This is a genomic window from Micromonospora cathayae, from assembly GCF_028993575.1.
Classification (GTDB): Bacteria; Actinomycetota; Actinomycetes; order Mycobacteriales; family Micromonosporaceae; genus Micromonospora; species Micromonospora cathayae.
Genome location: NZ_CP118615.1, coordinates 878,116 through 896,651, shown reverse-complemented (window position 1 = coordinate 896,651; position 18,536 = coordinate 878,116). Strand labels below are relative to the sequence as shown.

Annotated in this window: 18 protein-coding genes; 12 read left to right on the top strand and 6 right to left on the bottom strand. The window is 73.5% G+C overall.

The genetic code is table 11. The features are described 5' to 3' along the window. Nucleotides 1-32: 32 nt before the first annotated feature. The 5 genes from PVK37_RS04230 (at nt 33) to PVK37_RS04210 (ending at nt 4,637) form a co-directional block, all read left to right on the top strand. Nucleotides 33-965, top strand: coding sequence for a hypothetical protein (locus PVK37_RS04230; protein WP_275032394.1), 933 nt, complete (start codon nt 33-35; stop codon nt 963-965). Beyond that, complete coding sequence (gene fahA, locus PVK37_RS04225) at nt 962-2,218, top strand: fumarylacetoacetase (RefSeq protein ID WP_275032393.1); 1,257 nt, start codon at nt 962-964, stop codon at nt 2,216-2,218. The genes PVK37_RS04230 and fahA overlap by 4 nt, the downstream gene beginning before the upstream one ends. Nucleotides 2,219-2,401: 183 nt before the next feature. Then, a complete protein-coding gene (locus PVK37_RS04220; RefSeq protein WP_275032392.1) occupies nt 2,402-2,611 on the top strand; it encodes a DUF397 domain-containing protein in 210 nt (69 codons plus the stop codon). Nucleotides 2,612-2,812: 201 nt separating this feature from the next. Next, complete coding sequence (locus PVK37_RS04215; protein WP_275032391.1) at nt 2,813-3,316, top strand: SRPBCC family protein; 504 nt, start codon at nt 2,813-2,815, stop codon at nt 3,314-3,316. A gap of 46 nt (nt 3,317-3,362) precedes the next feature. Continuing rightward, nucleotides 3,363-4,637 (top strand): outer membrane protein assembly factor BamB family protein, encoded by a 1,275-nt coding sequence (locus PVK37_RS04210; RefSeq protein ID WP_275032390.1) that lies wholly within the window; start codon nt 3,363-3,365, stop codon nt 4,635-4,637. 118 nt (nt 4,638-4,755) lie between these two features. Here the strand turns inward: PVK37_RS04210 and hisC are convergent, their stop codons facing one another. The 3 genes from hisC to hppD form a co-directional block, all read right to left on the bottom strand. After that, complete coding sequence (gene hisC, locus PVK37_RS04205) at nt 4,756-5,859, bottom strand: histidinol-phosphate transaminase (RefSeq protein ID WP_275032389.1); 1,104 nt, start codon at nt 5,857-5,859, stop codon at nt 4,756-4,758. Continuing rightward, nucleotides 5,856-7,058 carry an RDD family protein gene (locus tag PVK37_RS04200; RefSeq protein WP_275032388.1) on the bottom strand — a complete coding sequence of 401 codons (1,203 nt, stop codon included), beginning with the start codon at nt 7,056-7,058 and terminating at the stop codon, nt 5,856-5,858. The genes hisC and PVK37_RS04200 overlap by 4 nt, the downstream gene beginning before the upstream one ends. Nucleotides 7,059-7,207: 149 nt before the next feature. After that, a complete protein-coding gene (gene hppD / locus PVK37_RS04195) occupies nt 7,208-8,413 on the bottom strand; it encodes a 4-hydroxyphenylpyruvate dioxygenase (RefSeq protein ID WP_275032387.1) in 1,206 nt (401 codons plus the stop codon). Between the two features lie 113 nt (nt 8,414-8,526). Here hppD and PVK37_RS04190 point away from each other — a divergent pair, with 113 nt between their 5' ends. Next, nucleotides 8,527-9,048, top strand: coding sequence for an Lrp/AsnC family transcriptional regulator (locus tag PVK37_RS04190; RefSeq protein WP_275032386.1), 522 nt, complete (start codon nt 8,527-8,529; stop codon nt 9,046-9,048). Nucleotides 9,049-9,074: 26 nt separating this feature from the next. Here PVK37_RS04190 and PVK37_RS04185 read toward each other — a convergent pair whose 3' ends face one another. Continuing rightward, nucleotides 9,075-9,668, bottom strand: a complete 594-nt coding sequence (locus tag PVK37_RS04185) for a TetR/AcrR family transcriptional regulator (protein ID WP_275032385.1) — start codon at nt 9,666-9,668, stop codon at nt 9,075-9,077. A 71-nt stretch (nt 9,669-9,739) separates the two neighbouring features. Here PVK37_RS04185 and PVK37_RS04180 point away from each other — a divergent pair, with 71 nt between their 5' ends. Beyond that, nucleotides 9,740-10,231, top strand: a complete 492-nt coding sequence (locus PVK37_RS04180) for an FBP domain-containing protein (protein WP_275032384.1) — start codon at nt 9,740-9,742, stop codon at nt 10,229-10,231. Here PVK37_RS04180 and PVK37_RS04175 read toward each other — a convergent pair. Beyond that, nucleotides 10,226-11,242 carry an ArsR/SmtB family transcription factor gene (locus PVK37_RS04175; RefSeq protein WP_275032383.1) on the bottom strand — a complete coding sequence of 339 codons (1,017 nt, stop codon included), beginning with the start codon at nt 11,240-11,242 and terminating at the stop codon, nt 10,226-10,228. The two genes, PVK37_RS04180 and PVK37_RS04175, sit on opposite strands and share 6 nt — an antisense overlap. Nucleotides 11,243-11,312: 70 nt before the next feature. Between PVK37_RS04175 and PVK37_RS04170 the strand changes: the two genes are divergently transcribed. From PVK37_RS04170 to PVK37_RS04160, 3 genes are all read left to right on the top strand, one after another. Beyond that, nucleotides 11,313-12,707, top strand: a complete 1,395-nt coding sequence (locus tag PVK37_RS04170) for an MFS transporter (RefSeq protein ID WP_275032382.1) — start codon at nt 11,313-11,315, stop codon at nt 12,705-12,707. A 130-nt stretch (nt 12,708-12,837) separates the two neighbouring features. Further along, a complete protein-coding gene (locus PVK37_RS04165) occupies nt 12,838-14,253 on the top strand; it encodes a PQQ-binding-like beta-propeller repeat protein (RefSeq protein ID WP_275034950.1) in 1,416 nt (471 codons plus the stop codon). A gap of 171 nt (nt 14,254-14,424) precedes the next feature. After that, nucleotides 14,425-16,092 (top strand): fumarate hydratase, encoded by a 1,668-nt coding sequence (locus PVK37_RS04160; protein WP_275032380.1) that lies wholly within the window; start codon nt 14,425-14,427, stop codon nt 16,090-16,092. A gap of 210 nt (nt 16,093-16,302) precedes the next feature. Here the strand turns inward: PVK37_RS04160 and PVK37_RS04155 are convergent, their stop codons facing one another. Further along, nucleotides 16,303-16,494, bottom strand: coding sequence for a hypothetical protein (locus PVK37_RS04155; RefSeq protein WP_275032379.1), 192 nt, complete (start codon nt 16,492-16,494; stop codon nt 16,303-16,305). 216 nt (nt 16,495-16,710) lie between these two features. Between PVK37_RS04155 and PVK37_RS04150 the strand changes: the two genes are divergently transcribed. Both PVK37_RS04150 and PVK37_RS04145 read left to right on the top strand, forming a co-directional pair. Next, nucleotides 16,711-16,986, top strand: a complete 276-nt coding sequence (locus PVK37_RS04150) for a hypothetical protein (RefSeq protein WP_275032378.1) — start codon at nt 16,711-16,713, stop codon at nt 16,984-16,986. Nucleotides 16,987-17,083: 97 nt separating this feature from the next. After that, entirely contained in the window at nt 17,084-18,484 is a 1,401-nt protein-coding gene (locus tag PVK37_RS04145; RefSeq protein ID WP_423790999.1) for a class II fumarate hydratase, read from the top strand. Nucleotides 18,485-18,536 lie beyond the last annotated feature (52 nt).

Sequence of the window (18,536 nt, the reverse complement as noted above, 5' to 3'; positions counted from 1 at the left end):
GTTCCTTGTAGCGTCCCGTAGATTCTTGTCTCGTGTCAACGCAGGTGCCCCGGCTGCTGACCGGACTCGTCGACGACGCCGCCGTCTTCCCACCCGGCAGCGCCGCCCTGTCCGACGCCCTCGCCGCCCACCGGCGACATCGCGCCTCCTGGTACGCCGACCTGGTCGGTCCGCTGCTGGTGCCGGCCTCGGCCCTGCCCCGGCTGGCCCGCCTGCTCGACACCGACCAGCCCGCCGGCCCTGACCAGGTTGGCGACACCCCGGCCGGGCAGGACCGGACGCTCGACGTGGGCGTCATCGGCGACGTACCCCTGGACCAGCTCGGCGCGGTCTGCGCGGTGGCCGACCCACGGCTGCGGATCCGGCAGGTGGAGGCGGCGGTCGCCAAACGGGGCGAGGATCCGCTGCCCGGCCTCGCCGAACTGGCCGCCCTTGCCGCCCGCAGCGCCCCGGCCGGCTCCACCGGCCCCGGCCCCGACCTCGACGTGTACGCCGAGATCCCGCTCGCCTGGGGGCTGCTCGGCGCGCTGGACCGGCTCGCCGAGGCACGCGCCGCCGGCACCCGGATCGCGGCCAAGTTCCGCACCGGCGGGCTGGCCGCCGAACTCTTCCCCACCGCGGGTGAGCTGGCCACCGTGATCTGCGCCTGCCGGGACCGGGAACTGCCGTTCAAGCTCACCGCCGGGCTGCACCACGCCACCCGCAACGTCGACCCGGAGACCGGCTTCACCCACCACGGTTTCGTCAACGTGCTGGCCGCCGTACGGGTGGCGGCCGAGGGCGGAGCCGTGGACGCGGTCACCGAGGTGCTCACCACCACCGATCCGCGCCCGCTGCTCCAGCGGGTCGAACCCGGGCGGGACGAGCCGCGCCCACTCTGGATCGGCTTCGGCTCGTGCAGCGTTGGCGAACCACTGACCGATCTGATCCGGCTGGGGCTGGTGGACGGGGGCTTCACGCGATGAGCACGACGAACGAGACCAACCCGACGGACGCGCCGCACGGGGCGCGGCCGGCGAGCTGGGTGCCGGGCGCCGACGGGTCGCCGTACGGGGTGACGAACCTTCCGTACGGGGTGTTCCGCGCCGCCGGGCGGGAACCCCGGATCGGCGTACGCATCGCCGACCTGGTGTTCGACCTGGCCGCCGCCGAGTCCGCCGGGCTGGTGCTGGCCGCCGGGGCGTTCGGCAGCGCCACGCTGAACGGGTTCATGGCGCTCGGCCGGCCGCAGTGGACGTCGGTCCGGCAGCGCCTGGTCGAACTGTTCACCGCGCCGGAGCACCGGGAGGCGGTGGAGCCGCTGCTGGTGCCGTTGACCGAGGTCGAGCTGACGCTGCCGTTCGAGGTCGCCGACTACGTGGACTTCTACTCGTCCGAACACCACGCCTCGAACGTCGGGCAGATCTTCCGGCCCGGCCAGCCGCCGCTGCTGCCGAACTGGAAGCACCTGCCGATCGGCTACCACGGCCGGGCCGGCACGGTGGTGGTCTCCGGCACCCCGGTGGTCCGCCCCTGCGGGCAGCGGTCCACCCCGGACGGCCCGGTCTTCGGCCCCTCGGTACGCCTCGACATCGAGGCCGAGGTGGGCTTCGTGGTGGGCGTACCGTCCCCGCTCGGGCAGCCGGTCGCGGTGGCCGACTTCACCGACCACGTCTTCGGGGTGGTGCTGGTCAACGACTGGTCGGCCCGGGACGTCCAGGCCTGGGAGTACCAACCCCTCGGCCCGTTCCTGGGCAAGTCCTTCGCCACCTCGGTGTCGGCCTGGGTGACCCCGCTGGACGCGCTCGCCGACGCCTTCGTGCCCGCCCCGGAGCAGGACCCGGCGGTCCTCGACTACCTGCGGGACGACCCGCACCTGGGGCTGGACCTGCGGCTGGTGGTGGAGTGGAACGGCGAGCGGGTCACCGAGCCGCCGTTCGCCGGCATGTACTGGACGCCGGCCCAGCAGCTCGCCCACCTGACCGTCAACGGTGCGTCCCTGCGGACCGGTGACCTGTACGCCTCCGGCACGGTGTCCGGCCCGGAACGCGGCCAGGTCGGCTCGTTCCTGGAGCTGACCTGGGGCGGCGCGGAGCCGGTCGAACTCGGCGACGGTACCCGCACCTTCCTCGCCGACGGGGACACCGTCACCGTCACGGCCACCGCGCCCGGCCCGGCCGGCACCGTCGTCGCCCTCGGCGAGGTCACCGGCACCATCCTCCCGGCCCCCCGCCGGTAGCCCTGGCTGACCTGCCCCCCGCCGTCAGTTCGGAGGAAATCTCACCCAGAGTGGCTGATCGCACGCGTTGTGCGATGTCTCGGCGCACCCTGCCCGCCCCCTGCCGCGTTGATCGTCCCGGACAGCGCCGTTCGATCGGACGGCGACAGCGTGGGACGTCCCACCGGACAGGAGGTAGCGAGGATGAACGATCTCGCCGGCGCCATCTGGCGCAAGAGCAGCCGTTCCAACGACCAGGGTCTCTGCGTGGAGGTGGCGGACAACCTCGTCGGCGCGCTCGGCGTGGTCGGCGTACGCGACTCCAAGGACCTCGACGGCCCGACGCTCGCGGTCAGCCCGCCCGGGTGGTCGGCGTTCGTCGGCGCGCTGCGGGACGGCCAGCTCCGGCCCTGAGCCGCCCCAGGCACCGATCAGGAGGTTCCGGTCGGCAGGCTCCGTCGCCCCGCCGGTCGACCCCCGCGCCGGCCCGCGCCGCCCGGTCCGGGGAGGACACCGGCGCGTTCGACCGGACCACGGGTGAACCTCTTGATCGTCTGCGGGGGCCGGGCGGGTGGGCGGCGGGATGGCCGTACCGTGGACGGCACGGGAGGTGTCATGTCCACGGTGTCGGTCACGGGCTTCGTCGAGGCGTCCGCCGAGGACGTGTGGCGGCTCCTCACCGAGCTGTCCGCCCGTACCGACCGGCTCGCCACCGCCCACCGGGTCGAGGTGTTGACACCCGGCCCGTTCGGCGCAGGTACGGCGTGGCGGGAGACCCGGGTCCGGCCCGACGGTGGTCGGCTGGACGAGGAGTACCTGGTCGTCGCTGCCGAACCGCCGGACCGGCTGGTGCTCGCCTCCCCCGGGATCGGGGTCGACTACCGGATCACCTGGTCGTTGCGGACGGTGCACCGGCGCGGGCGCACCCGGACCGCCGTCACGGTGACGCAGGAGGCGGTGCCGACCGCCCCGTACGGGCGGGTGCTGGCCCTGCTTTTCGGCGGGCTGGCCGCCCGGACCGTGGAGCGGGCGCTGCGCCAGGACCTCGCCGACCTGGCCGCCGCCCTCGGCCCGACCGGTCCGGATCCGACCGGTCCGGGTTCGACCGCCGCCGCCTGATCGTCCGCCACCTGCGCTGGGTAGGGTGCCGGGCGGAGGTGCGCCCATGGTGATCGCGAAGGACCGGCGGCGACGGGTCGTCGTCACGGTTTCGGCGCTGCTCGTCGTCGGGTTGGCCGCCGGCACGGTGTACCGGGTGCTGGCCCCGGCCGAGGTGGTCACCGTCGCCCGTGCGGAGCGGCCGCCGGCCGCCACTCCCGAGATCGGCCCGATCGGCCGGTTCTCCACCGCCCCGCTGCTCGTGGACGGCCGGCTGCGGGTGTACGCCACCACCCGGCAGGTCTGGGCCGACGTGCCGCTCGACGACCGCCAACGCAACACCCCGTACTGGTCGTACCGGCGCTGGCCGGCAGAGCTCAGCGGGGTGGTGACCGGCGGGACCACGGTGGTGGGCCACTGGTCGGACGGGCAGCTGGTGGCCCTGGACGCGGAGAGCGGCCGGGTCGCCTGGCGGGCCGACGCGCCCGTCCCGCAGGAGGGCTACACCGGGCGGCGCACCGGGGCGGCGACCGTCTGGTACCCGGCCGGGCTGCACACCGCCGCGGCCGGCGGACGGACCGTGGTGGTCACCGTCGGCGACCAGCAGGCGCAGGGGACCGACCTGACCACCGGGCAGCGGCTCTGGCGGGTCGACCTCGAATCCGGCTGCCGTACCGACATCGGCACCACCAACGCCGGCCGGCTCGCCACCCTGGACCGCTGCGCGGACAGTCCGGTCGTCGAGTTCCGGGACGTCACCACCGGTACGGTCACCGAGCGCTGGAACCCGCCCGGCGCGGGTGCGCGGCTGACCGTCGCCGCGATCGGCTGCGCCACCGCCCGGTCCGGCTGCGGCGGCCTGCACATCGCCGAGACGACGGACAGCGAGGCGGATCCCACCGGGGGCCGGGGCTGGCTGGTCGGCACCGGGGCGCCGGTCGCCGCAGCCGGGCTCGACCGGGCCGGGACCGTGCTGGCCGGCGAAACCGGGGTCGTGGTGGCCGACGACGGGACGGTCACCGGACGGGCGGCACGCACCGGCGACGAGGTGTGGCGGCGCGCGGACCTCGGCCCCGGGACCAGGGTGGTCGCCGCCCAGCCCGGCCGGGTACACCTGCTGACCGACAAGAAGGACCTGGTCACCCTCGATCCGGCGACCGGCGTCGAGCGGTCCCGGTTCCGGCTGACCGTCGGGCGGGACGGTATCGGCTGGACGCCCGGCCTCGGTTACGCCGCCGACGGTTACCTGGCGGTGGAACGCCTGCGTACCCCGGTCGACGTCGGGGCCGACGACCAGCGCTACTACGGGATGGCCGAACCGGTGGTCCTGGCCGCGACCTGACCACCGGCCCGCCGACCGACCCGGTGGGTGGGTCGACGGGCCGGCGGCCAGGCAGCAGGCAGCCGGTACGGCGGGTGTTCAGGCCGGGTGCGGCGGGCTCAGCGGGGTACGGCGGGGGTCAGGTCAGTACGGCCTCCGCCGCCGCCAGGAAGGCGTCGTTCTCGGCCGGGGTGCCGATCGTGACGCGTACCCCTTCCCCGGCGAACGGGCGGACGATCACACCGCGCGCCTCGCACGCCTTGCCGAACGGCACGGCCCGGTCGCCCAGCGGCAGCCAGACGAAGTTGGCCTGGCTGGCCGGCACGTCCGGGACGAACTTGCGTACCGCCTCGGTGACCCGGTCGCGTTCGGCGACGACCAGGGCGCACCGACGTTCCATCTCGTCGGCCTGGGCGAGCGCGGCCAGCGCACCGGCCTGGGCGGCTGCGCTGGCCGAGAACGGGGTGACCACCTTGCGGATGGCGGCGGCCACGGTCGGCTGCGCGACCAGGAAACCGATCCGCAGCCCGGCCAGCCCCCACGCCTTGGAGAGGGTACGCAGCACCACCACGTTGGGCCGGTCGGCGAGGGTCAGCCCGTCCGGCACCTCCGGGTCGGTGACGAACTCCCGGTACGCCTCGTCGATCACCACCAGCACGTCGTCCGGCACCGCGTCGAGGAAGCGCTCCAGCTCCGGGCGGCGCAGGAAGGTCCCGGTCGGGTTGTTCGGGTTGCAGACCAGGATCATGCGGGTCCGGTCGGTCACCGCCGCCGCCATCGCCGCCAGGTCGTGCCCGTGGTCCGGCCGGTTGGGGACCTGCACGCTGGTCGCCCCGCTGGTCGCCGCGATGATCGGGTACGCCTCGAAGGAGCGCCACGAGTAGACCAGCTCGTCACCGGGCAGGCAGGTGGCCCGGACCAGGTGCTCGGCCAGCGCCACCGACCCGCAGCCGGTGGCGACCCGGTCGGGGTCCACGCCGTACCGTTCGGCCAGCGCGGTGCGCAGCGCCACCACGCCCATGTCCGGGTACCGGTGCACCCCGGCGGCGGCCTCCGCGACCGCCTCCACCACGCCGGGCAGCGGCCCGTACGGCACCTCGTTGCTGGCCAGCTTGATGGCCTCCGGGATGCCCAGTTCCCGGGCCAGGTCGGCCGGGCTGCGGCCGGGTACGTAGTTGGGCAGCGCGTCGAGGTCGGCGCGGGTGAGCCGCAGCGGCGGCTGGTGGCGTCCGGTGTCGGTCATGCGGATTCTCCCGGGGGGCGGGCACGATCGTGCGGTTCTTCTCGGGTGGGGGTGGCGCGGGGTACCTGGACCACGACGGTCTGCGCGCGTTTGTCGTGCAGGGCCTGGCGGAGCGGGTGGTCGAACAGGGGGGAGAAGGCGTCGATCAACTGGAGCAGCAGACCGAGGCCGCAGCAGTACCACAGCAGGGTGGGCAGGCCGAGGGTGTTCCAGCGCCGGAACGACCGGCCGAAGCCGAGCGGCTGGTCACCGGCGAGCGGTACGGCCCGGATGCCGAGCACCCGCTTGCCGAAGGTCTGCCCGCCGCTGGCCATCGCCGGCACCTCGTACGCGAACCACAGGGCCGTCGCGATCAACAGGATCGCCACCTGGAGGCCGCCGGCCTGGTCACCGGGCTGGGGCAGCGGGTCGGTGGAGGTGGACCCGCTGGACACCCGGGCCCAGAACTCCCGCCAGACCGGGGACATCTCCTTCGCGAACTGCCAGACGAACCAGCCGTTCACCACGGCGTTGAGGGCGAACACGATGGTGAAGTCGATCAGGCGGGCCAGGAACCGGGCCCCGTACCCGGCCAGCGGCAGGCCGTGCGGGCGCGGCTCGGGCGGCCGGCCGGGGTGTCCGCCGTACGGCCAGCCGGGCGGGAAGCCGGGGGGCGGGCCGTAGCCGGGGAGCGGCTGCTGGCCGGGCGGTCCGTACGGTGGCGGCCCGTACGGTGGCTGGTGCGGTGCCCCCGGTGGCCAGCCCGCGCCGGGCTGTTGCCCCTGGCCGGGCTGCCCAGGCACGGGCTGCCCCTGGCCGGGGTGGGGCGGACCGGCCGGGTACTGAGGACCACCCGGGTACGGCGGGCCGACGTGGGGCGCGCCCGGGTACTGCGGGCCGCCCGGGTACTGCGGCCCGGCGTACCCGGGAGCGGCGGCCGGGGAGGTCGGTGCCGGTTGCCCGGCGGTACCCGGCGTCGCCGTACCGGAGCCGGCCGCGCCGGGGACACCCGAGCCGGCCGCGCCCGGGGTCGGGACGCCGGAGCCGGCGGCACCGGAGGTCGGGGAGTCGGTGGGGGTGGGCGGAGGTTCGGCCGGTGGCGGCCCGTCCGGCGGGGTGGCCCCGGCGGGTATCGGCGCGCCGAGCCACCCCTCACCGTCCCACCAGCGCTGGGTCTCGGGGTCGGCAGGGTCGACGTACCAGCCGGGTTGCACACTCACGCAGCTACCTTAACGACGCTTTCCCTGCGGACCAGCCTGCCGGTTCCCGGGACCCGCCCTTGTCGATCAAGAGAATCGGGGTACGGATCCGTCCCGGACCCGTGACACGGACCTCCTGATCGACAGGGCGGGTGCCCCGCCCGTACGCGTCAGAGGTTGCCGCGCTTCTCCTGCTCGCGCTCGATGGCCTCGAAGAGGGCCTTGAAGTTGCCCTTGCCGAAGCCGAGCGAGCCGTGCCGCTCGATCAGCTCGAAGAAGACCGTCGGCCGGTCCTGCACCGGCTTGGTGAAGATCTGGAGCAGGTAGCCGTCCTCGTCCCGGTCGACCAGGATCTTGCGGGACTTCAGCTCCTCGATCGGCACCCGGACCTTGCCGATCCGGGACCGCAGCTCCGGGTCGTCGTAGTACGAGTCCGGGGTGTCCAGGAAGTCGACGCCCGCGGCCCGCATCGCGTCGACGCTGGCCAGGATGTCGTTGGTGGCCACCGCGATGTGCTGCGCCCCCGGCCCCTGGTAGAACTCCAGGTACTCGTCGATCTGTGACTTCTTCCGGGCGATGGCCGGCTCGTTGAGCGGGAACTTGACCTTGCGGGTGCCGCTGGCGACCACCTTGCTCATCAGCGCCGAGTAGTCGGTGGCGATGTCGTCGCCGATGAACTCCGCCATGTTGGTGAAGCCCATCACCCGCCGGTAGAAGTCGACCCACTCGTCCATCCGGCCCAGCTCGACGTTGCCGACCACGTGGTCGACCGCCTGGAAGAACCGCTTCGGCTGGAGGCCGGCGTCGATCATGGGCTGCCGGTCGACGATCGGCCTACGGGCCACGAAGCCGGGCAGGAACGGCCCGGTGTACCGGGACCGGTCGATCAGGGTGTGCCGGGTGTCGCCGTAGGTGGCGATGGCGGCGATCCGGACCGTGCCGTGCTCGTCGGTGACCTCGTGCGGGTCGAGCAGCCCGGTGGCCCCCTGCCGGGTGGCGTGCGCGTACGCCGCGTCGACGTCCGGGACCTCCAGCGCGATGTCGGTGACCCCGTCGCTGTGCTTGGCGACCAGGGCGGCGTCCGGCGCGTCGGGGCGGACCGCGCCCCGGAAGACGAACCGGGCCGACCCGCTGGTCAGCACGTACTCGGCGTAGTCGCGGTGGCCCTGCTCCGGCCCCCGGTACGCGACACAGGTCATGCCGAACGCGGTGGAGTAGTAGTGCGCGGCCTGCTTGGCGTTGCCGACCAGGAAGGTGACGTGGTCGAGCCCGCGTACCGGGAACGGGTCGTGGCTGATGTCGTGGTCGACGGCACCGACGAGTGCGTCGACGTCGACTTCTTCGGTCGACTGCGGTCGGTCGATCGCCTGGGTCATCGTGGACTCCCTCCGTGCCGGGCCTCTTGTGGCGAGGATCGCGGGCGGCGTCCCGCTGGGCAACCGTTCGCCTTATCGCTGGTCAGGTTGCGCATTCGGTATGGTTCCGGACCATGACCACTGGGCAGGTTGTACAGCTCGATCAGCTCGACGTCTGGCTCGTCGAGCTGCTCGCCGCCGAGCCGCGGATCGGGGTGCTGGAGTGCTCCCGCCGGCTGGGGGTGGCCCGGGGCACCGTGCAGGCCCGGCTGGACAAGCTGGTCGACCGGGGGGTGGTGGCCGGGTTCGGGCCGGACATCTCGCCGGCCGCGATCGGGTTCGCGGTGACCTCGTTCGTCACCCTGGAGATCAGCCAGCGGCAGGGCCACGATCCGGTGACCGCCCACCTGGCCGAGATCCCCGAGGTGCTGGAGGCGCACACCATCACCGGCTCCAGCGACGTGCTGTGCCGGATCGTGGCCCGGTCGAACGCCGACCTCCAGCGGGTCATCGACCAGATCGTCGCGCACCCCGGGATCACCCGGGCGTCGACCATCATCGCGCTGGCCGAGCAGATCCCGTACCGGGTGCTGCCGCTGATCCGCTCGGCGGTGGCCGAGTCCCGGGACCGCCCGGCGGTCGACGGACGGAGTTGACGGAAGAGGCCGACGGGTGACCGCGGCTACCGGTCGGGGGCGGACCGCGGGTCGGGGGCGGGCCAGTTCCGCAGCAGGGCGTCGAGGGCGTCGAGGACTCGCGTCCAGGTCTCCTCGGTGTCGGGGGCGCTGTGGCTGAACCCTCCCCCCAGCTCCAGGCTGACGTAGCCGTGGAAGACGCTGCCCATCAGCCGGACGGCGTGCGTCTGGTCCGGTTCGTCGAGTCGGTAGCCGCGCAGGATCGCCCGGGTCAGCTGGGCGTGCCGCCCGCCGGCACTGGCCGCCGCGGTCTCCGGATCCAGTCTGAGCTGGGCGGCGGCGTAGCGGCCGGGATGGGCGCGGGCGTAGTCGCGGTAGACATTGCCGAGGGCGGCCAGGGCGTCCCGTCCGGCCCGTCCGGCCAGTGCCTCGGCGGCCCGGTCGGCGAGTTCCGCCAGGGCGAGCAGGGCGATCCGGGTCCGCAGGTCGGGTGTGCCGCATACGTGCGAGTACAGGCTGGCGACCTTGACCCCGAACCTGCGGGCCAGCGCCGACACGGTCACCTGGTCGAAGCCCACCTCGTCGGCCAGCTCCGCCCCCGCCCGGGTCAGCAGCTCCGGGGTCAATCCTGCGCGTGCCATGGCCCTCCCTCGTCCAACCGCCACTGATTATGCTTTTGCCTAAACCCTTTAGGCAAACTACCGTGCCCTTTATGAAGCCGCTGACCGAGCAGGAGATCCGTACCAGCTTCGTGAACTGCACCCGGGGGCAGGCCAAGCGGTTGTTCGTCCCGCGTGACCTCGCCGACCGGCCCTGGGCCGACCTGGACTTCCTCGGGTGGCACGACCCGCAGGCCCCGGGCCGGGCCTTCCTCGTCGCCGAGCTGGACGGGCGGCCGCGCGGGCTGGCCCTGCGCCGCGCCAACCCCGCCGCCGGGCGGGCCGCCCCGGGCATGTGCGCGATGTGCCTGACCACCCACTCCGGCGGGGTGGCGCTGATGGTCGCGCCGAAGGCCGGCCGGGCCGGTCAGCAGGGCAACTCCGTGGGCACCTACGTCTGCGACGACCTGGCCTGCTCGCTCTACGTGCGGGGGCTCCGGCAGGTGGGGGCCGGGGGCCGGCTGCCCGAGTCGCTGACGGTGCCGGAGAAGATCGACCGTACCGTCGCCAACCTCGCCGCCTTCGTCGCCCGGGTCGTCTCATGACTCCGGGCCGGTCAGGCCGGCCGGTGCGTCGCCGCTGACGGCGTCACCGAGCGGGGTGCGGGTGTAGCGGACCGCCCGGCCGGTCCGGGTCCGGCGGACCAGCCCGGCGTCGCGCAGCACGGCGAGGTGCCCGCCGACGCTGCCCAGCGGCAGGTCGAGCTGCCGGACGAGCTGACTGGTGGTGGCCGGTGCGGCCAGGGCCCGCAGCACCGCTGCCCGGGACCGGCCGAGCAGCCGGTCCAGGGCGTCCGGCGGGCGGTCCGGGTCCGGTGGCCCGAGCAGGTCGGCCACGCCGGAGGCCGGGTACACCAGCGCGAACGGCCACGGCGGCTCGACATAGTTGATCATCGACCCGAAGACGGTCGGGACGAACAGCAGCCCCTTGCCGCCCAGCGAGTACGTGCCGCGATCCCGGTCGGCCACCACGATGGCGCCCAGGTGACCGCCCGGCTCCCAGCTCAGCCGAGGGTCCAGGTCGGCCACCGCGGCCCCCCAGCCGTACGTGACGAGCCGCCCGGCCCGCTGGACCAGGTCCCGCTCCAGGATGGTGCGCAACCGCCGCCAGTCCGGCTCGACCAGGGCCGCCCAGACCGCCTCGATCGCGTCCGCCAACCGGTCCACCACGTCCGGCGCGGCGTAGATCCGCTGCGCGTACGCCGGCGGGGTGCGGTGCCCGGCCAGGTTGCGGGCCAGTTCGTCCCGGGCCTGGGCCAGCGGGGTGGCCCGGACCACGGCCAGCTCGTCGGCGAAGCTGCGCCCGGTACCGGCCGGCGGGGGCTGGACGAAGTCCGCGTTGTACGCGTTCCGGCGCAGCAGGGCCACCAGCGCGCCCACCGCCGGCAGCTCCCGGCGCAGCCGCTCGTACGCCGGGCGGACCCGGGCCACCCAGGGGGCCAGCGCCGGGGTGCTGTGCTGACCGGCGCACAACCGCAGCGCCCACATCGCCTCGCCCAGCGGGGAGATGGCGTACCGACTGGCCGCGATGTCCGCCGGAGTCACCTGAATCCGCACGTGACGGCCTACCTTTCGACTATGGGCGAAAGGATAGAGCGCCCAGCGGCACCCGACCAGGATGCCCATCGTGACCGCTGCCCGTACCGCCCCCGCACCACCGACCGTCCCCGAGCGGCCGGCCACCTTCCGGGACGTCTTCGCCGTCGCCGAGTTCCGGGTCCTCTTCGTCAGCTTCGGGGTCTTCCTGATCGGCGAGACGGTGAAGATGCTCGCCCTGTCCGTCCTCGTCTACGAGCGCACCGGCTCCGGGCTGATCGCCGCGCTGGCGTACGTCACCGGGTTCCTGCCGCACGCGTTCGGCGGGGTGTTCCTGCTCGCGCTGGCCGACCGCTGGCCGCCCCGGGCCCTCATGGTCGGGTACGACCTGCTCCGGCTGGCCCTCGTGGTGGTGCTCGCGGTGGGCGTGCTCCCGCCGACCGGCATGCTCGCGCTGGTCTTCGTGGTCGGCCTGTTCGGCCCGGTCAGCAGCGCCGCCCGCACCGCCCTGCTGCCGGAGATGCTGCACGGGGACGCGTACGTGCTGGGCCGCTCCCTGCTCACCGTGGCCTCCGGCGGCACCCAGGTCGTCGGGTTCGCCGTCGGTGGACTGCTGCTCGGCCTGGTCGGCCCGTACGGCGCGCTCTGGCTGACCGCCGCCACCTGCGCCCTCTCCGCCCTGCTGGTCCGGCTCGGGCTGCGCCACCGGCCCGGCCGCCGGTCCGCCCAGCCCGACGGACCGTCCGACGAGGCGGCCGGACCGTCCGGTGCGGTGGTCGGGCAGTCCGACGGGGTGGTCGGACCATCCGGGGAGGCGGCCGGACAGCCGGTCGCGCGGGCCGGACGGTCCGGCGGGCGGCGACGGGCCACCTCCGGGGCGGTGCGGGAGACCTGGCGGGTCAACCGGGAACTCCTCGGTGACCGGCGGATCCGGGGACTCCTGCTGGCCCAGTGGCTGCCCGGCTCGATGCTGGTCGGAGCCGAGGCGGTCGCGGTGCCGTACGCCGCCGAACTCGGCCCCGGAACAAGCGCGGGCGTACTGCTGATGGCCGGCGCGTTCGGCATGCTCGTCGGTGACCTGCTGGTCGGCCGGTTCGTCGCGCCGGCCCTACGGGAACGGCTCAGCCCGTGGCTGGCGCTGCTGCTCGGCGTACCGCTGCTGGTCTTTCCGCTGCGGCCCGGCCTGGCCGTGGCCGCGGTGCTGTTCGCGGTGGCCGCCGCCGGGTACGCCTACCAGCTCGGACTGGCCCGCCGCTTCCTGGACGCGGTGCCGCCGGGCCGGCGCGGCCAGGCGTTCGGGCTGACCGGCACCGGCATGATGACGGCGCAGGGACTGGCCGCGGCCGGCGCGGGCGCGCTGAGCGAGCTGACCGGCCCGGCGGTGGCGATGGCCGCCTCCGGAGCGGCCTCGCTGCTGACCACCCTCCTGCTCTGGCACGTGCTCACCGCGCGACCGGTGCCGGATGGGCGGACGGTCGCCGCCTGACCGGCGTCGCCCGGAATAGTCACCGACACGGCCGTACGGGTGGCGCGGGAGCTGTGTGGATCTGGCTACGGTGTCCGGTGTGGCTCGACAGGGCGGTCGGTGCGTCGGCTGCTACGTGATTCTGGCGGTGATCGCGCTGGTGGCGCTCACCGCGACCGGCGTGTGGAATCCGTGGCCCGGGGTGTGGGACGCGGTGAACCGCAGCCAGCCGATCTCCGAGCCCGACGTGACCTGGCAACGGCGGATCGGCGGCACGCCGAAGAGCGTCACCATCGCCGGGGACGCCGTCGTGGTCGAGCAGCGGACCCGGGTGGAGGGGCGCAGCCTCGCCACCGGCGCGCCGCTGTGGGAGCGCAAGGCGGACTGGGCGGCGGTCGCCGGCAACGGCCGGGACTCCGTCGTCGCCGTGGGCAAGCTGCTGGTCAAGGGGTACGAGGTGCTCGACCCGGTGACCGGTGCGGTGCGCCGCCGCGACGACCGGGCGGTGGCGGTGTGGACGTACCGCAACGTGCTGCTGGACGCCCGCTGCGTGCAGGCCACCGACTGCACGGTGAGCGCCTGGGAGCCGCGCGGCACCCGACCACTCTGGACGGCGTTCCTGCCCGGGGTGGAGAGCGGCTTCTTCGCCGACAACCCGGAACTGCTCGGTACCCGACGGCTCACCGGGCACCGGATCGACCCCGGGGCGGCCGGTCCGGAAGCGGTGCCGGCCCTGCTCGGGTTCCCGGTCGACGGCCGGGTGCACGTGCTGGAGACCGCGACCGGGCGGGTGGTACGGGACGTCGAGCCGACCCGGGAGGAACGGCTGGTGACCGTCGGTGGGCGGCTGCTGCGGCTGGCGGCCCGATCCCAGGACGGCACCTGCTACTTCAGCATCTCCGGGCGGGAGGTGACCACCGGCCGGGAGGTGTGGCGGCGGGACGGGATCAACCTGCGGACCGCAGACAACGCCGGATGTGTCCAGCGGGAGGATCCGCAGGGCGCGCGGAACGTGGTGGTCGGAGTGGCACCGGACACCCGGGAGACGGTGGTCGACGCGTACGACGGGCGGCTGCTCTGGGTGGGCGCGGCGGGGGAGAAGCTGCTCGCCGTGGACGACCGGTACGCCCTGGCCCGGTCGAAGGACAAGCGGTCGGTGGCAGGCCGGGAACTGGGCGTCGACCGGCCGCGCTGGACCCGTCCGGCCGGCGACAAGGTGTCCGGGGCGCTCACCCCGTACGCGGCGGTGCTCAGCGAGGACGACCCGTCCCGGATCGTCGCCGTCGACCCCGGCAGCGGGAAGGAACTGGCGAACCTGCGTACCTCGGCGAACGTGCTGGCGGTCGGACCCGCCGGCATGGTGATCGGCGAGGGGCGGGAGATCGGGTACGTCCGGTTCGGCGGTGTGCCGGGCGGCGCGCCCCCGGCCGACGGCGGCGGCACCGGTCCGGGCGGCGGCCCTGGTCCCGGCGACGGTACCGGGCCCGGCGGGGACACCGGTCCGGGGGAGAACTGCGGTGCGAAACGCGAGGAATGCCCGGACACCGGCGGCGGCAAGGACGGCTGACCCGCCGGCTCCGGAACGGCTGCCGGTGCCCTCGGCGCCGCGCCGGTCGGCCTGCCGGGCGTGGCGGCCCGGCCCGGCCGACCGGCCCCGACCCGCACGGATGAGAGCGGTGTCGCACGACTCACCCGGCGGGTACGACGAGCGGACCACACTGCCCTAGGCTTTCCGCTCATGAGCAGTGCCGCCGCGTTCACCTACGCCCCCTTGCTCCCGGTCGGCGTCGACCAGACCGAGTATCGCCTGGTCACCGACGAGGGCGTCGACGTCGTCAACGGTCCGGGTGGCCGCCGGTTCCTCACCGTGGACCCGGCCGCGCTCACCGCCCTGACCGCCGAGGCCATGCACGACATCGCGCACTTCCTGCGCCCGGCCCACCTGGCCCAGCTCCGGTCGATCATCGACGACCCGGCGGCCTCCCCGAACGACCGGTTCGTGGCGCTGGACCTGCTCCGCAACGCCAACATCGCGGCCGGCGGGGTGCTGCCGATGTGCCAGGACACCGGCACCGCGATCGTGATGGGCAAGCGCGGCCGGCACGTGCTCACCGACGGCACCGACGCGGAGGCGATCTCCCGGGGCGTCTACCAGGCGTACACGAAGCTCAACCTGCGCTATTCGCAGCTCGCCCCGTTGACCATGTGGGAGGAGCGCAACACCGGCAGCAACCTGCCCGCCCAGGTGGAGATCTACGCCGAGGACCCGGACGGCCACCCGGACGCGTACAAGTTCCTGTTCATGGCCAAGGGCGGCGGCTCGGCCAACAAGTCGTACCTCTACCAGGAGACCAAGGCGCTGCTGAACCCGACCAGGATGATGCAGTTCCTGGAGGAGAAGCTGCGGCTGATCGGCACGTCGGCCTGCCCGCCGTACCATCTGGCGATCGTCATCGGCGGCACCTCCGCCGAGTACGCGCTGAAGACCGCCAAGTACGCCTCCGCGAAGTACCTGGACGCGCTGCCCACCGAGGGGTCGATGGGCGCGCACGGCTTCCGGGACCTCGAACTGGAGGCCGAGGTGCTGGAGCTGACCCGCAACTTCGGCATCGGCGCGCAGTTCGGCGGACGCTACTTCTGCCACGACGTCCGGGTGGTGCGGCTGCCCCGGCACGGCGCGTCCTGCCCGGTGGCGATCGCGGTGTCCTGCTCGGCCGACCGGCAGGCGGTCGCCAAGATCACCCCGTCGGGCGTGTGGCTGGAGCGTCTGGAAACCGACCCGGCCCGCTACCTGCCCGACGTCACCGACGAGACCCTGGAGACCTCCGAGGTCGTCCGGGTCGACCTGAACCGGCCGATGGACGAGATCCGGGCCGAGCTGTCGAGGTACCCGGTGAAGACCCGGCTGTCGCTGACCGGCCCGCTGGTCGTCGCCCGGGACATCGCCCACGCCAAGATCGCCGAGCGGCTGGACGCGGGCGAGCCGATGCCGCAGTACCTGCGCGACCACGCCGTCTACTACGCCGGCCCGGCCAAGACCCCCGAGGGGTACGCCTCCGGCTCGTTCGGCCCGACCACCGCCGGCCGGATGGACGCGTACGTGGAGAAGTTCCAGGCCGCCGGCGGCTCGCTGGTCATGCTCGCCAAGGGCAACCGGTCCGCCCAGGTGACCCGCTCCTGCGACCAGCACGGCGGTTTCTACCTCGGCTCGATCGGCGGGCCGGCGGCCCGGCTCGCCCAGGACTGCATCAAGCACGTCGAGGTCCTCGAATACCCCGAGCTGGGCATGGAGGCGGTCTGGAAGATCGAGGTGGAGGACTTCCCGGCCTTCATCGTGGTCGACGACAAGGGCAACGACTTCTTCGCCGAGGTCACCAAGCCGACCCTCACCATCGGCCGCCGCTAGGTCCTGCCCTGCGGATCCCGTGCTGCGGGTCGCCCGGAACCGGCTGGGCGTCGCGCCGGTTTTCTGGGTGGCTCAGGTGGACGACACGCCGGACGGATTACACCTCAGGCAGCCACCAACGGTCGTGCTATTACCGGCTGATCCACCAGGCAGCACCTAGCGGAACCCCCGGCGCAACTGCCGGGGGTTCCGTCGCGCCAACTGGTCGGCTCAGCCCCAGCAGTGGTACGGCTGGTACTCGTACAGCGCCGTCGTACCCTCCCCTCGGTCGAGGTCGGCGAGGGTGAGGCGCTGTACGGAGACGGTGGCGCGCTGGCCTCGCGCCCCGCTACCGGTGTCGAACCACACCTCCACCGTGCCCCGCTCCGGGAGCTTCCGTGGACCGACCGCCAGGATCGTCACGAGGTGAGCCTTCCGCGCGCAGACGACTTGAGACGGTTGGGCAAACTGTTCATCGGGTCGGACCTCCCATGTCCGATCAAGGCCCCCGGTCAGCGCCGCTACGCCAGCCGGGGGCCGACTAGGAATATCGCCACCATGATAGCCGTCAAGAGGCCACCTGCTAACCGTTAAGGTGGCCTCTTTGATGTGCTGTCAGGTGGGATTCGGGGTGCGTGGTTGAGTGGCCACGTGGTGGGCGACCTTGAGGCAGCATCGGAGGCGTACCGAGCCGCCCTCCAGCGGGTACAGGACGGGCTGGCGGAGGTCGCCTCGGCTCGTGCAGATGTTCCGAAGGTGCGCGAACGGCTGGCCGACGCCATCGTGGCGGCGTACCGAGGCGGCACCCGAGTCGGAGAGATCGCCCGGGTCACCGGCTACGGGCGTGAACAGGTCCGGCGAATCCTGCGAGCCGGCGGTGTGGAGCCGGGCAATGCCGGATCCGTCGACGCCTGACCGGCAAGATCCCCGGGCTCCGGTGTCGCTTGCTGCGTGCCCCGGTTTCTGGTTCTCCTTCCTGCGGTGACCCGGCCGACGGGGCAGGATGGAACGCGTGACGACTCCAGAGGCAGTGGGCTACCGGATCGAACGCGACTCGATGGGCGAGGTGGAGGTGCCCGCCGACGCGCTGTGGCGGGCCCAGACCCAGCGGGCGGTGCAGAACTTCCCGATCTCCGGCCGGGGCATCGAGTCCGCCCAGATCCGGGCGCTGGCCCAGATCAAGGGGGCCGCCGCGCAGGTCAACGCCGAACTGGGGGTCCTCGACGCGGAGGTGGCCGCCGCGATCGCCGCCGCCGCCGCGCACGTGGCCGACGGCGGGTACGACGACCAGTTCCCGATCGACGTCTTCCAGACCGGCTCGGGCACCTCGTCGAACATGAACACCAACGAGGTGATCGCCACCCTGGCCAGCCGGGAGCTGGGCCGGGACGTCCACCCGAACGACGACGTCAACGCCTCCCAGTCCAGCAACGACGTCTTCCCGTCCTCGATCCACCTGGCCGCCACCCAGGCCGTCACGCACGACCTGCTTCCGGCGTTGGCCAAGCTGGCCGAGGCTCTGGACGCCAAGGCCGCCGAGTTCGAGACCGTGGTCAAGGCCGGCCGGACCCACCTGATGGACGCCACCCCGGTCACCATCGGCCAGGAGTTCGGCGGCTACGCCGCGCAGATCCGGTACGGGATCGAGCGGCTGGAGTCCGCCCTGCCCCGGCTGGCCGAGCTGCCGCTCGGCGGCACCGCCGTGGGCACCGGCATCAACACCCCGCTGGGCTTCGCCGCCGCCGTGATCGGGAAGCTGCGCGAGTCGACCGGTCTGCCGGTGACCGAGGCCCGCAACCACTTCGAGGCGCAGGGCGCGCGGGACGCCCTCGTCGAGACGTCGGGCCAGTTGCGCACCATCGCGGTCGGCTTCTACAAGATCGCCAACGACGTACGCTGGATGGGCTCCGGCCCTCGCGCCGGCCTGCGTGAACTGCGCATCCCCGACCTCCAGCCCGGCTCGTCGATCATGCCCGGCAAGGTGAACCCGGTGGTCGCCGAGGCGGTCCGGCAGGTCTGTGCCCAGGTCGTCGGCAACGACGCCACCGTCGCCTTCGCCGGCTCACAGGGTGACTTCGAGCTGAACGTGATGCTGCCGGTGATGGCCCGGAACCTGCTGGAGTCGATCCGGCTGCTGGCCGCGTCGGCCAGGCTGTTCGCCGACCGCTGCGTCGCCGGCCTGGCCGCCAACGCCGACGTCTGCCTGGCGTACGCGGAGGGTTCGCCGTCCATCGTCACCCCGCTCAACCGTCACCTCGGGTACGACGAGGCCGCCTCGATCGCCAAGGAGGCCCTCGCCAAGGAGATGTCCATCCGGGAGGTGGTGCTGGCCCGGGGCCACGTGGACAGCGGCAAGCTCACCGCCGACCAGCTCGACGAGGCATTGGACGTGCTCCGGATGACCCACCCCTGACCCGGCCGACCGCTTTGCCCACCCCTGAGCCGGCCGACGGTGTACCCGCGCC